The following is a 13,328-nucleotide window of genomic DNA, read 5'->3' as shown; positions in this document are numbered from 1 at the left end:
AAATCTTGAATGGTGCGTCCGATCAATGCACCGACAACCGCAATGGGTGAAAGCAAGTATCGGTTCGAATGCGACTTCGCGCTTGAACCAGCCTTTCAAAAATTGGTTGATGAGGCCGAAAATGCCGGGTGGGATCGGTTACAGATCGCACTATCAGTTATCAACCTCTGTGAAGAGATTATTTATGGCCCTGAAAACCAGGAAGGGCACAGCTAGGCCGCACCCTTCTGACACCAATCTTAAAAATCAGTGCTTTCAATCCGCAAAAAACTGAACCTTCATCGTCGCAGGATCACCACCCTGTTTTGTGAAGAAAGGCAGCATTTCCTCAATCGGAAGGCGATGTGAAATGAGGCGCGCCATTTCACCTTTGTCCTTTTGAAGGATTTCAAGCGCCTGCGGAATATTGCGATTAAGCGAATGCGAACCAGCAACACGGATCTGACGCCGGAAGATTTCAAATGGCGCCACCGAGATACGCGCATCGGGCGCGCAGACGCCAAACACCAGCACCGTACCACCATCGGCCGTAAAGCTGACCATGCCTTCCGCGACTTTCGCAATGCCCGTCGCGTCAGCCACAAAATCAAAGCTCTTCTTGCGGGCGTCAAGTTCAGCGGAGCCTGACACAACCGGCTCAAGGCCAAGGCTTTCACTAAAAGCCAGACGATGTTCGTTAATGTCCGCCACAGCGACTTTTTCAACGCCTTGCGCTTTGAGCGACAGCGCAAGCAGCAGACCGATTGGTCCTGCCCCGAAAACCAGTGCCGTTTCAGAGCCTTGCGGACCCGTTTTCAACCCCGCCGCGCCAAGCCCGTTGAGAACGCAGGCCAGCGGCTCAGCAAGGGCCGCGACATCAAATGGCAAGTTGCCAATCGGGTGAAGATGCTGCGCATGCACAAGGCTTTTATCGGCAAAGCCCCCATTATGGGTGACGCCATAGGCTTTCAGCTCAGCACATAGATTGGTCAGTCCCTTGCGGCAAGGCCGACAGTGACCGCAGGGAATATTCGGGTCGACGGCCACCCGATCGCCCGGCTTCACATTGGTCACGTCTTCCGCGACCGCAATCACCACACCTGCATATTCATGCCCCGGCACAAGCGGAAACGCGCTTGATCCATAACGGCCATGCAACACGTCGATATCGGTGTGGCACAGACCTGAAGCCTTGACGTCAATCAAGGCATGTCCGGGCTTGAGCTCTGGGTCAGGGAGCTGGGCAAGCGCCGCGATCCCATGACCGGTAAAATAAATGGCTTTCATTTCTGCACCTAAAAATGGCTCAAGCCATCCAGTTTCCGCCATCGACACCAAATGTCTGGGCGAGGATGTAATTGCTTTCCGACGAAGCCAGGAAAATCGCCATGCCGGTAATGTCTTCCGGGTCTGCAAAGCGGCCAATCGGAACAGACTTCGCAACTGAAGCCTTCTTTTCGCCCGGCTTCAAGCCCTCCCACTTGGCAAAATTCGCATCAACCACATCCCAATGCTCGCCATCCACGACGCCGGGTGCAATCGCATTGACCTGGATATTGTGTTTGACCAGTGCAAGGGCGGCCGATTGTGTAGCCGAGATGATTGCTGCTTTTGACAGACAATAAAGCGTCACCAGCCCCTCTCCGCGGCGCCCTGCCTGGCTTGCCATATTGATGATCTTGCCACCACGACCCCGCGCGATCATCACATTCGACACCGCTTTCATCATGAACAGCGGGCCTTTGAGGTTGATGCCAAGAACACGCTCATAGCTCTCTTCGGTAATGGCATTGATGGGCGCCATATCGAAAATCGCAGCATTATTGACCAGAATATCGATGCCACCATATTCCTTGTCGACTGCGGCCACCACCTTTTCAATATCTGCAAGGTTGGTGACATCAAGCTTCACCGCTGTCACCCCATCACCCAGGCTTTTCGCCGCTTCCTCTGCGCGTTCGATGTTGATATCGGCGATGATCACCCTGGCCCCCTCACGCGCATAGGCTTCAGCAAAGCCAAGACCAATACCGCGTGCAGCGCCGGTGATGAGGGCAACCTTATCTTTCAGTCTCATGAGAATTCTCCGGAAAATTATTGCGTGCAGTCAAAGCGCATCCCGCCAGTGCCAACAGGCCTTCGGACTGGATGCGCGGGATCGAAATCAGCGCATGGCACGCTCTAACGATGCGTTTTCTTTTCAGACAACAGAAGCGGATGCCGCTCTCGACGCTCCAATGCCAGACCATCCGATTTGAAGAGATGTGCATCCGCTGGATTGAAACCAAGTCGGGCGGTCTCATGCGTGCGCGCCGTGCTGCTGCCACCGGCTTCAGCGACAATCAGCTCCTTGGCTGCAGAGTTCTGGACGTAAAGATAGGTCTCCCCGCCCAGCCGCTCCACCACCATGATTTCACCATCCAGAATGCCGTCATCCGCCGGATGAAGATGCTCCGGGCGAACCCCCAGAACCAGCGCGCCACCCGGTTCCATCCCAGCGGCCGTAACCGGAACCGTGACGGTATTGCCATTGCTCAGTTCAACCGTCACCCCGTCGCTGCCGGTGGACTTAACCTTCACATCGATGAAATTCATCGTCGGTGAGCCGATAAACCCGGCCACAAAGCGATTGACCGGATGATGATAAAGTTCGAGCGGCGACCCCATCTGTTCAACCCGGCCATCGCGCAGCACCACGATCTTGTCTGCGAGCGTCATCGCCTCGACCTGATCATGCGTCACATAGATCATGGTTGCGTTCAAACGGTCATGCAGACGCGCAAGCTCGATGCGCATCTGAACGCGCAACGCAGCATCGAGGTTGGACAATGGCTCATCAAACAGGAAGATTTTAGGCTCGCGCACGATTGCGCGGCCTATGGCAACACGCTGACGCTGACCACCGGAGAGCTGGCGCGGCTTGCGATCGAGAAGCTTGTCGAGCTGAAGCGTCCTTGCCACCTCCTCGACCTTGCGCTCGCGTTCGGTCTTGGACACCCCTGCAAGCTTGAGGGCAAAACCCATATTGTCGCGCACATTCATATGGGGATACAAAGCATAGGTCTGGAAAACCATCGCCAGGCCGCGTTCGTCAGGTGGCACATCATTGCAGTTTTGGCCGTCAATCGTCAGATCACCGCCGGTGATTTCCTCCAAGCCGGCGATCATCCGCAGCAGCGTTGATTTTCCCGAGCCGGACGGACCGACAAAGACCACGAATTCCCGGTCTTCAATATTGAGATCGACGCCCTGGATGACATCGACATTGCCATAGGATTTTGTCGCGTTATGAAAAGAAAGCGTAGCCATTTGGTTCCCTTTACTTCACGGCGCCGAAGGTGAGACCGCGCACCAGCTGGCGCTGCGTAATCCAACCAAAGACAAGAATTGGGGCGATGGCGAGCGTGGACGCCGCCGAGAGTTTTGCCCAGAAGAGCCCTTCCGGCGATGAAAAGGACGCAATGAACGCCGTCAGGGGCCCGGCTTGAGACGCCGTCAGATTGAGACTCCAGAAGGCTTCGTTCCAGCATAAAATGATGGAAAGCAGCGCGGTCGACGCAATGCCCGGCAGACTGAGCGGCAGCAACAGATAGCGGATCTGCTGTCCGACCTTGGCGCCATCCATGCGGCTGGCTTCCAGGATCTCGTGCGGCACCTCCTTGAAGAAGGAATAAAGCATCCAGACGACAATCGGCAGATTGGACAGCGTGAAGATGAGGATCAGACCGGTGCGGGTATCCAGCATGCCGCTGTCGCGCGCCAGAAGATAGATCGGCACCAGCACACCAACCGCGGGAAGCATCTTGGTCGACAGCATCCACAGCAGCAGATCCTTGGTGCGCTTTCCCGGAAAGAACGCCGCTGCATAAGCCGCAGGCACCGCGATGATCAGCGACAGAATGGTCGCGCCCAGGCTTTCAACCACGCTGTTCATCGCATAGCGGAGATAATCGGCCCGCTGATTGACCGCTGCAAAGTTTTCAAGCGTTGGCGAGAACAACAGCTTTGGCGGAGCCACCGCATCAATCTCGGTCTTAAACGCCGCCATCAGCATCCACAGGATCGGAAAGAACATCAGCAGCGCAACCACCCAGCCGATGATCCCGGCTGCGACAGTGGCCTGGTTGAATTTACGTCTTTTTTGAGCCATCGCAGCCTCCTAACTATCCAGGTTGCGCGCAACGGTGCGAATGAGAAAAAAGGCAACAATATTGGCAAGCACAATGGCAATGACGCCCGCCGCCGATGCTCCGCCAATGTCCCATTGCAACAGCGCTTTAAGATAGATGAAATAGGTCAGCGTCGTGGTGGCAATGCCAGGACCGCCCGAGGTGGTGACAAGAATTTCTGCGAAAATCGACAGCAGAAAAATCGTCTCGATCATGATGACAACGGAGATCGGACGCAGAAGATGCGGCAGAATGATGTAATAGAACATCGCCGGACCTTTCGCGCCATCCAGCCGCGCCGCCTCCATCTGCTCGCGATCGAGCGACTGCATGGCCGTCATCAGAATGAGCGTCGCAAATGGCACCCATTGCCAGGATACGATCATGATGATGGACGCCATCGGGAACTGCGAAAACCAGTCCACCACCGGCAGGCCAAGACTGCGCGAAATGAAGGCGAAGAAGCCATTGACCGGATGCATCAACAGGTTTTTCCAGATCAGGGCCGAGACGGTCGGCATCACGAAGAACGGCGCGATAACCAGAAGCCGCGCAATGTTCTTGCCAAAGAAATCCTGGTCAAAAATGACGGCAAACAACACGCCCAGGATGATGGATATTGCCAGCACAGATCCCAGCAGGATCAAAGTGTTGGCAATTGCCGACCACAGTCCGGGGGCGGAGAGGAGGAAAGCGTAATTCGAGACACCGGCAAAGCCTGTCACGAAGGGATTGATCAGATTGTAATATTGGAATGAAAACCACAGCGTCATCGCCAGTGGGACAATCATCCATAAAAGCAGCAGGATAACAGCAGGCGCAAGCAGAGGGCCGGTCCGAATGGTCCGACGCGATCTGGGTGTAAAACGAGACTTGGTGCCGGCAACGGCCACATTGCTAGATGGCATGAAATGCCCCTCCCTTCCCGTTCTTGCTCTCACTCCACCAAGAGCAGTGACGGTTAAGCGGCATCGTCGGGCCGCTCTTCGGTTGCCTTCTGAGCATTTTGGGAGGCAGAACCGTTTGACAATCCTGTTCCCCATGCTCATGAGCCTTGCGGTACAACGACCTGCCGCCCGATTTGAAGTCAAGCGGCAGGATCGGGGTGCGGGACCGGTCTACTTGATGTAACCGGCCTGCGTCATCATCTGCTCTGCCTGACGCTGGGCGCCATCAAGTGCGGCATCAACAGTTTGCTGACCCGCAACAGCCGAGGAGATCGCCTGACCGACAATGGTGCCGATCGCCTGGAATTCCGGGATCGCTACGAACTGGATCCCTGTATAGGGAACCGGGTCCTTGGTCGGCTTGGTTGGATCGGCAGACTCGATCGCCTTGAGAACGGTCTCGGCAAACGGCGCCGCCTTTTTATAGTTCTCATTGGCATAGGTCGATTGACGGGTGCCCGGGGGAACCGCGACCCAGCCTTCCTTCTCGCCGACCAGTTCGACATATTTCTTCGAGGTGGCCCATTTGAGGAACGACTTCGCCGCTTCCGCCTTGCTGGTCGAGGCCGGGATTGCAAGGTTCCATGACCATGCCCAGGCGGAACCGTTCGGCGTCACTTCAACGGGCGCCTTGGTAAAGGCGACCTTATCGGCAACCTGGCTCTGGGTCTTGTCATAGATGCGGCCAGCAGCAGAGGTCGCGTCAATCCACATCGCGCAATGCCCGGTCGAGAACAAGGCCTGGTTTTCGTTGAAACCATTGGAGGTAATTCCGGGAGGGCCTGCTTCCTTCATCAGATCAACGTAGAAATTGATCGCCTTCTTCCATTCATCCGAATTGATCTGTGGCTTCCATTGCTCGTCAAACCAGCGACCACCATAGGTGTTCACCAGCGTGCCAAGATAGGCCATGTTTTCGCCCCAGCCCGGCTTGCCACGCAGGCAGAGGCCATATTGTTCCTTCGACTTGTCGGTCAGCTTGGTGGCAAATTCCTTGATCTGCGCATAGGTCGGCGCCTCAGGCATGGTCAGACCAGCCGCTTCAAACAGATCCTTGCGGTAAAGGGTAAACGAGCTTTCAGCATAGAAGGGCACGGCGTAAAGCTTGTCATCCACGGTGAGACCCGCGCGCACCGGCTTGATCAGATCATCATAATCATAATCATCACCAAGATCGCCGACCTCAAGCAGCCAGCCTGCCTTGCCCCAGATCGGCGCCTCGTAGCCACCGATGGTCATGATATCGAACTGTCCACTCTTGGTGGCAATGTCGGTGGTCACGCGTTGACGCAACACGTTTTCTTCCAAAACCACCCAATTGAGCTTGTTGCCGGTTTCCTTCTCCCATTCCGACGACAGCTTCTGCATGATGATCATGTCAGCATTGTTGACTGTGGCGATGGTGAGTTCCTCAGCACTCGCCGCTCCACATCCAATGGCCAATATTGCCACCGATGCAATCAGTCCTGCACGATAAGATTTGGTTCGCATTTCGTCTCCTCCTTTACGAATGCATAGCAAATTTCTTACATGTGTAAAATTTATGAACAGTCCCATGCGGCTTGTCAAGCGAGGCTTTCTCTTGCCTGCCTTCTCACAATGCTAACAGCAAAAACGATGTTTCAATAAGAAAATTCTTGGAGGTGGCCTGGTTGAGAAATACGCCTTGAAAGACTGCATCCCGCGACACCATCAGATCAAGACATCCATAGAACCGATCAGGCCGAGCCACGCATGATCAGGTGACTGTCGAGCCTGCGCAGCTCGGTCTCCACCGCCGCGCCACTCTCCTGCGCATGAATACGCGAAAACAGCATATCGAGCCCCAATTGCGCGATATTGCGATAATCCTGCGCCACCGTGGTCAGAGGCGGACAGGTGAAGCGACTGAGCGGATGATCATCATGGCCGGCGACCCGCAGATCGCAACCGGCCTCGCGGCCGACATGGCGGCGTCTTTCAAAGGCGGCCGCGATGACACCGAATGCCAGCCGATCATTGGCACAAAGCACCGTGCGCGTCGGAAAGCCACCGCGATCAAGAATTCGCCCGGCCTCGCAATAGCCGAGCTCTTCGAAATTCCAGTTGCGGGCCGCCATCGGCAGCACGATCGGCTCGACGCCCAGATGCTCCATCGTCGCAATATAAGCAGAACGCCGGTCCAATGCATTCTGATTGACAGCTGGCATTTCCAAAAAGCACGGATGTTCGCCCGTCCGACACAAATATTCGGTTATATTGCCAATGCTCTGGCGATTATCGGTGCCGACAAACGGCTGATCCTCGCCAATCCGATTGTCCAGAAACACCATCGGCATGGCGTTGGACAGACTGGCCAGCAGCTTGGTGTCGGTATCAAATCCGAGCGGCGCCATCAGCACGCCGGCAATTTTCAGCGACATTAATGTGCGCATTGCCCGCGCTTCCAGCTTGCGGTCACCATGCGATGACAGAACAATCGTCCAATAGCCTTCGGAAAGGCAGCGCATCTCGATCTGACGGATGATTTCAGCGTAGAAGGGATCGGAGATGTGCGGAACAATCACCCCGATATTCTTGGGCTTTTTCCGATTGAGGCTGACCGCAAATATATTGGGCTGGTAATTATGGTCCTTGAGCGCCTGTTCAATGCGGGCGCGGGTCGAGGCCTTGACACTTTCGGGATTGTCGAAATATTTCGAAACGGTTGGCCGCGAAAGCCCACTGGCCGCCGCGAATTCCTCCATCGTCCGGATCTTGTGACCACCCATTGCGCATTCTTCCCGATCCGCTCGAGTCATTTTTCCAGCGGCATATTTCTTTCTATGCGTAAAATTTTTTTAACACAGAAGCAACCGCGTTTGTGATGTCTGCCCGGCAATCCCAGCATAACCCTGCCAGAAACACCGTGATTTCGTTGTGAAATCCCGGGAAAAAATCAGCCGCTTTTTTACACGCGACAATTTTTATATTGACTCCCGGAACAAGCTTACGCATGTCTATATTCGGCTCGCGTGAGCCACGCACGGAGCCTGCCTTCCACACGACCTGGTCACCGGTCCGGTGCCCACGCCGCACGGATTGCGCGGAGGTCCCAATCATCAGGAGGAGCCGGACAGCCCGGTTCTCGTCGGAGGAAATCATGTTTCGTAAGTCGCTCGGCCGTATTCTGTTCTCTGGCGTTGCCTTGGCAATGCTCAGCGGTATCGCCGCCGCCGAAGGCATTGGCGCATCGCTACTCACCCAGCAGCATCCCTTCTACATTTCCCTCGCCGAGGCGATGAAGAAGCAGGCCACCACAGAGGGCGTTGCGCTGGAAGTCTCCATTGCCAATCAGGACCTGAGCAAGCAGCTGGCGGATGTCGAGGATTTCATCACCAAGGGCGTCGATGTGATCATCATTTCGCCCGTCGACAGCAAGGGCGTCCGCTCGGCCATTACCAAGGCACAGAAAGCGGGTATCAAGGTCATTACAGTTGACGTACCAGCCAACAATATTGATGTGACCTCCTTTGTTGGTACCGACAATTTTGCTGGCGGGGAAAAGGCTGGCGAATTGATGGCAACATCGATTGGCGACAAAGGCAATGTTGCTGTGATTGAATACCCGACTGTTCAATCGGTGGTGGACCGCGTCGAAGGCTTCAAAAAGGCAATCGCAAATCATCCAGACATCAAGATCGTATCGATCCAGCCTGGTATCACCCGTTCGGAAGCCTTGGCAGCAGCACAGAACATCATTCAAGCCAATCCAGACATTGTAGGTATCTTTGGCTTTGGCGATGACGCCGCTCTCGCAGCCGCTTCCGCTGTAAAAGCTGCAAAGCTCGAAAAGCAGGTCAAGGTTATCGGCTTTGATGGTATGGAAGAAGCCCGCAACGCGGTTAAAAACGACCCGATCATGGTCGGGGTGATTGCGCAGTATCCCGAAGAAATGGGCAAGGTTGCCGTTGAAACCGCAGTCAAGGTGATCAAGGGCGAAGAGGTTCCTGCAAAGCAGCCAATCGTACCGGGCGTTGTCACCAAGGACGGCGAAACCAAGTAAAACCGCGTGAAATGACGGCATCTCCTCCCAGTCGTCATTTCGCTTTCGTGCGCGGCGGCACGACGCTCACCACGCGTCCGTGCCGCCGCAGCACATGATCGATACAAGGCTGTCTGTTGGGCATTTTCAAGCGTAACAAATACAGACCTCAAATGGAGAGCGGAGATTTCCGATGACCGCTATCAATTCTGCGACCGCGACCAATCAGGATGTTGTGCTTGAAATCAGCAATGTCGCCAAGACATTTGGCCCTGTTGTTGCACTCAAGCGCATGAACCTGACTGTTCGGCGCGGGCGCGTGCATACATTGCTAGGCGAAAACGGTGCCGGCAAATCCACCCTGATGAAAATCCTTGCCGGTGTCTTTAAACCAACATCAGGCACGATTGTGCTCAAGGGCGCCCCTTACGCGCCCCAGAACCCGCGCGGCGCACGCGCCAGTGGCATTTCAATCGTTTTCCAAGAGCTAAGCCTGTCTCGCAACCTATCGGTCGCCGAGAACATTCTGGCAAACAATGAGCCTAGCCGCTTTGGCTTTATCCGTGAACGAGAACTCAACGCCGAAGCCAGCAAGCTCATTGCAGAACTCGGTCTGCCCGTCGACGCGCGTGCCAAAGTCGGCGATCTATCGATTGCGCAGCGACAGTTGGTTGAAATCGCCAAGGGGTTGAGCCAACCGGCTGACGTCGTCATTCTAGACGAACCGACATCATCGCTCTCTGACAGCGAAGCCGAGATCCTTTTCACCGTCATTGAACGGCTCAAAGCGCGCGGTACAGCCGTCATCTACATTTCCCACCGCATGGAAGAAATCATGCGACTGTCCGACGACATTACCGTCGTGCGCGATGGTGAATATGTAACAACGACTGAAAAAAGCCAGACCAGCATTGAAAAACTGATTGCCTTGATGGTCGGTCGTGAGATGAACGACATCTATCCCCCGCGTGAAGCCCCGCCGCCGTCAAAAATCATTCCTCCCATCCTGAAAACCAACCAGCTTTCCGTTCCGGGCAAATTCAACAATGTATCAATTGAAGTGAAACCGGGCGAAGTCCTAGGGCTTTTTGGTCTTGTTGGCTCTGGCCGTTCGGATGTGATGAAGGCACTCTTTGGGATGCTCCATCCAACCGGCGAGATCTTATTGGATGGAAAATCAATCACTCTTGTCTCTCCAGCACAAGCGATTGCCAATGGCATCGCTTTTGTGACCGAGAATCGCAAAGAAGAAGGCCTTGTTCTGCCGCAAAGCGTTGAACGCAACATCAACATGGTTGCTCTCGGGCAACTCGCCGGACCTTTTGGTATGATGCGTTCCGCCGCTGAACGCTCGAGCGCAAAAGCTGAAGTGCTAAGGCTGGCGATCAAGACCGCTTCCATTGACACAGCTGCGGGTTCGCTTAGTGGTGGCAATCAGCAGAAGATTGTGCTGGCGAAGTGGCTTCAGATGAAGCCCAAAATCCTCATCCTGGATGAGCCGACCCGTGGCGTCGATGTCGGCGCAAAATTTGAAATCTATCGCATCATCCGTGAACTTGCCGCCCATGGTGCGGCAATCCTGATGGTTTCGTCCGAGTTGCCAGAAGTTTTGGGACTGAGTGATCGCGTTGTCGTCATGCATAACAAGCATGTCGCCGCAACACTCGACGCAGATGGCCTCACACCAGAAACCGTCATGAGCTACGCAGCAGGAATGCATCAATGAGCAACCCACAAGATATTCAGAAAAAAGCCACAGATGCAGAAATTCGTCGTTCGCTTTTCTCTTCTCCGATGATCCGTCAATATGGCGGCATTGTCATTTCCCTGGCCGTTCTCTGCATTGTTTTTGCAATGTTGAACCCTCGCTTTGTCGCGTTCAACAATGTCATGAACATCATGCAGCAGGTGGCGGTCATCGCTGTTGCGGCCTACGGCATGACCTATGTGATCCTGCTCGGTGAAATTGACCTCTCCATCGGCTCAATCATTGCAGTCGCTGGCATGGTGGCGGCACAGGCATTTTCCATGGGCTTCGGTTTTGCGCCAACGGTTATCTTCACTCTCGCGGCCGGCGCCATCATGGGCGGACTGAACGGTGTGCTCTCCGCAAAGCTCATGCTTCCGTCCTTCATTGTGACAGTCGCAACAATGGGCATCTATCGCGGCATGGTCAGCCTGCCCACCAACGGTGCGCCGGAAATTATCGAGAATGAAATCTGGCTCGCAATCGGTTCTGAGAGCTGGCTCGGTCTGCCAATCATCATCTGGATCGTCGGTGTTCTACTTCTCGTCAACTATGTTCTGCTCTCCAAAACAGTTTTTGGCCGACGCATCTATCTGGCGGGTGGCAACAAGGAAGCAGCGATCTATTCCGGCATTCGGGTCGATCGCATCAAGATCCTCGTCTTCATGCTTTCGGGCGTCATGGCCGCGATCAGCGGTATTCTGCTCTCATCACGTTTATCATCGGCGCAGACCAATGCTGGTATGGGCTACGAGCTTGATGCGATTGCAGCTGTGGTTCTGGGTGGCACATCGCTTGCCGGCGGTGTCGGCACCATGGTTGGCACAATCCTTGGCGCACTGATCATCGGCGTCATCAACAACGGCATGAACATGCTGTCAGTGCCATATTTTTATCAGCTCATCGTTAAGGGCGTGGTCATTCTCGTCGCCGTCTGGCTTGATGTCCGCTCGAAATCCGTCAGAACATAACTTGGTGCTCCTATGAAAAAGATCATCACAATCGGCGAAATCCTCGTTGAGATCATGGCTATCGAAACCGGCAACGGCTTCAAAAGCGCCATCCCGCTGATTGGCCCTTTTGCCTCCGGCGCACCGGCGATATTCATTGACCAGGCAGCCAAGATGGGGCAACCCTGTGGCATTGTCAGTGCCGTTGGCAATGACGACTTTGGCACCCTCAACATCGAACGTTTGCAAACAGATGGCGTCGATGTTTCAGCAATCAGCGTGCATCCAACAGCTGCCACTGGCAGCGCTTTCGTGCGTTATCGCCCCGATGGAAATCGCGATTTCATCTTCAACATCAAGCACAGTGCATGCAGCGCGATTGCGCTGACACCTGAAGCAGAAAAGTTGATAGAGACCGCTGATCATCTTCATATCATGGGCTCAGCGCTTTTCTCGGAGGGCATTGTCACGGCTATCCACGAGGCAACGCTGCGCATCAAAGCGAAAGGCGGCACGGTCTCATTTGATCCGAATATCCGCAAGGAAATGCTTGATCTTCCAGGTATGCGCGACGCCCTCGTACACGCACTCGAACATACCGATTTGTTCATGCCGAGCGGGCCTGAAATCTTCCTTTTCACCAAGGCTTTTGACGAAAAGGCAGCCATCGAGGAGCTCCTCGCTCGTGGCATCAAGGCAATTGTCATTAAGCGTGGCGCGGAAGGCGCAAGCTATTTCGACCAGTCTGGCGACGTCACAGCACCAGCATTCAAGGTGGATGAAATTGATCCAACCGGCGCAGGTGACAGCTTTGGCGCAGCCTTCGTCACGTGCTGGTTGCGCGGTATCGCAGCAAAGGAAGCTTTGACGATAGCCAACGCGACAGGCGCGCGCGCGGTCGGTGTCAAAGGGCCGATGGAAGGCACATCAACGATGGATGAAATCAATGCATTCATCGCAAAAAACGGAGTCTTGTTATGAGCAGCACTCAGACCTTGAGCAAACTTCCCGCCCGTTATGCAAGCGGTGCGCGTGGAGGCATCACCTCGATCTGCTCGGCTCATCCTCTGGTTATCGAAGCAGCTCTTCTTGAAGGCATTGCAACCAAGACCGACGTTCTGATCGAAGCCACCTGCAATCAGGTCAATCAGGATGGCGGCTATACCGGCATGACACCGGCCGATTTCCGCCGTTTTGTCGAAGACATCGCAGCGCGTCTCGGCTTTGATACCAAGCACCTTATTCTGGGTGGCGATCACCTCGGCCCAAATCCTTGGAAGCATCTGTCTGCTGAAGAAGCCATGGCCAAGTCCGAAGTGATGATGGATGGCTTTGTTCGTGCAGGCTTCACCAAAATCCACCTCGACACCTCCATGGGCTGTGCCGGTGAACCAGTAGCGCTCCCTGATGCCGTGACCGCTGAACGTGCAGCACGTCTTGCCAAAGTTGCAGAAAAAGCAGCCGCTGAATCCGGCTTTGATCTGCCTGTCTATATTGTCGGCACGGAAGTTCCGATCCCGGGCGGCGCAATGG

The 13,328-nt window shown here is 54.8% G+C and carries 13 protein-coding genes; 6 read left to right on the top strand and 7 right to left on the bottom strand.

The annotated features are described in order from the left end of the window. Positions 1-9: 9 nt before the first annotated feature. Positions 10-216 carry a hypothetical protein gene (locus RT142_RS12775; RefSeq protein WP_007881103.1) on the top strand — a complete coding sequence of 69 codons (207 nt, stop codon included), beginning with the start codon at positions 10-12 and terminating at the stop codon, positions 214-216. A gap of 39 nt (positions 217-255) precedes the next feature. Here the strand turns inward: RT142_RS12775 and RT142_RS12770 are convergent, their stop codons facing one another. The 7 genes from RT142_RS12770 to RT142_RS12740 all read right to left on the bottom strand — a co-directional run bounded on the left by RT142_RS12770 (position 256) and on the right by RT142_RS12740 (position 7,845). After that, a complete protein-coding gene (locus tag RT142_RS12770) occupies positions 256-1,266 on the bottom strand; it encodes a zinc-dependent alcohol dehydrogenase family protein (protein WP_113159498.1) in 1,011 nt (336 codons plus the stop codon). Between the two features lie 19 nt (positions 1,267-1,285). Beyond that, positions 1,286-2,056 (bottom strand): L-iditol 2-dehydrogenase, encoded by a 771-nt coding sequence (locus RT142_RS12765; protein ID WP_094544047.1) that lies wholly within the window; start codon positions 2,054-2,056, stop codon positions 1,286-1,288. A 104-nt stretch (positions 2,057-2,160) separates the two neighbouring features. Next, on the bottom strand, positions 2,161-3,288 hold the full coding sequence (locus RT142_RS12760; RefSeq protein ID WP_313029010.1) for a sn-glycerol-3-phosphate ABC transporter ATP-binding protein UgpC: 1,128 nt from the start codon (positions 3,286-3,288) through the stop codon (positions 2,161-2,163). A gap of 10 nt (positions 3,289-3,298) precedes the next feature. After that, complete coding sequence (locus RT142_RS12755) at positions 3,299-4,129, bottom strand: carbohydrate ABC transporter permease (protein ID WP_113487777.1); 831 nt, start codon at positions 4,127-4,129, stop codon at positions 3,299-3,301. A gap of 9 nt (positions 4,130-4,138) precedes the next feature. Beyond that, positions 4,139-5,056, bottom strand: a complete 918-nt coding sequence (locus RT142_RS12750) for a sugar ABC transporter permease (protein ID WP_313029005.1) — start codon at positions 5,054-5,056, stop codon at positions 4,139-4,141. A gap of 210 nt (positions 5,057-5,266) precedes the next feature. After that, positions 5,267-6,586, bottom strand: coding sequence for an ABC transporter substrate-binding protein (locus tag RT142_RS12745; protein WP_007881132.1), 1,320 nt, complete (start codon positions 6,584-6,586; stop codon positions 5,267-5,269). Between the two features lie 227 nt (positions 6,587-6,813). Continuing rightward, entirely contained in the window at positions 6,814-7,845 is a 1,032-nt protein-coding gene (locus RT142_RS12740) for a LacI family DNA-binding transcriptional regulator (RefSeq protein ID WP_007881134.1), read from the bottom strand. A gap of 371 nt (positions 7,846-8,216) precedes the next feature. On the opposite strand from RT142_RS12740, the gene RT142_RS12735 reads away from it, so the two are divergent. From RT142_RS12735 to RT142_RS12715, 5 genes are all read left to right on the top strand, one after another. Further along, positions 8,217-9,119, top strand: a complete 903-nt coding sequence (locus tag RT142_RS12735) for a substrate-binding domain-containing protein (protein WP_113487771.1) — start codon at positions 8,217-8,219, stop codon at positions 9,117-9,119. Between the two features lie 172 nt (positions 9,120-9,291). Further along, positions 9,292-10,824: a sugar ABC transporter ATP-binding protein gene (locus RT142_RS12730; RefSeq protein WP_313028999.1), complete on the top strand. Its 1,533-nt coding sequence runs from the start codon at positions 9,292-9,294 to the stop codon at positions 10,822-10,824. A gap of 68 nt (positions 10,825-10,892) precedes the next feature. Beyond that, positions 10,893-11,816 (top strand): ABC transporter permease subunit, encoded by a 924-nt coding sequence (locus RT142_RS12725; RefSeq protein ID WP_313029247.1) that lies wholly within the window; start codon positions 10,893-10,895, stop codon positions 11,814-11,816. 12 nt (positions 11,817-11,828) lie between these two features. Then, on the top strand, positions 11,829-12,776 hold the full coding sequence (locus RT142_RS12720; RefSeq protein WP_313028995.1) for a sugar kinase: 948 nt from the start codon (positions 11,829-11,831) through the stop codon (positions 12,774-12,776). Beyond that, positions 12,773-13,328, top strand: a 556-nt coding sequence (locus RT142_RS12715) for a class II D-tagatose-bisphosphate aldolase non-catalytic subunit (protein ID WP_313028992.1), incomplete at its 3' end; no start/stop codon positions are given. The genes RT142_RS12720 and RT142_RS12715, both read left to right, overlap by 4 nt.

The organism is Brucella sp. (genome assembly GCF_032066345.1).
GTDB lineage: Bacteria > Pseudomonadota > Alphaproteobacteria > Rhizobiales > Rhizobiaceae > Brucella > Brucella pseudogrignonensis.
Note: the sequence above shows the minus strand (reverse complement) of the source record. Positions and strands in the feature narration are given on the sequence as shown.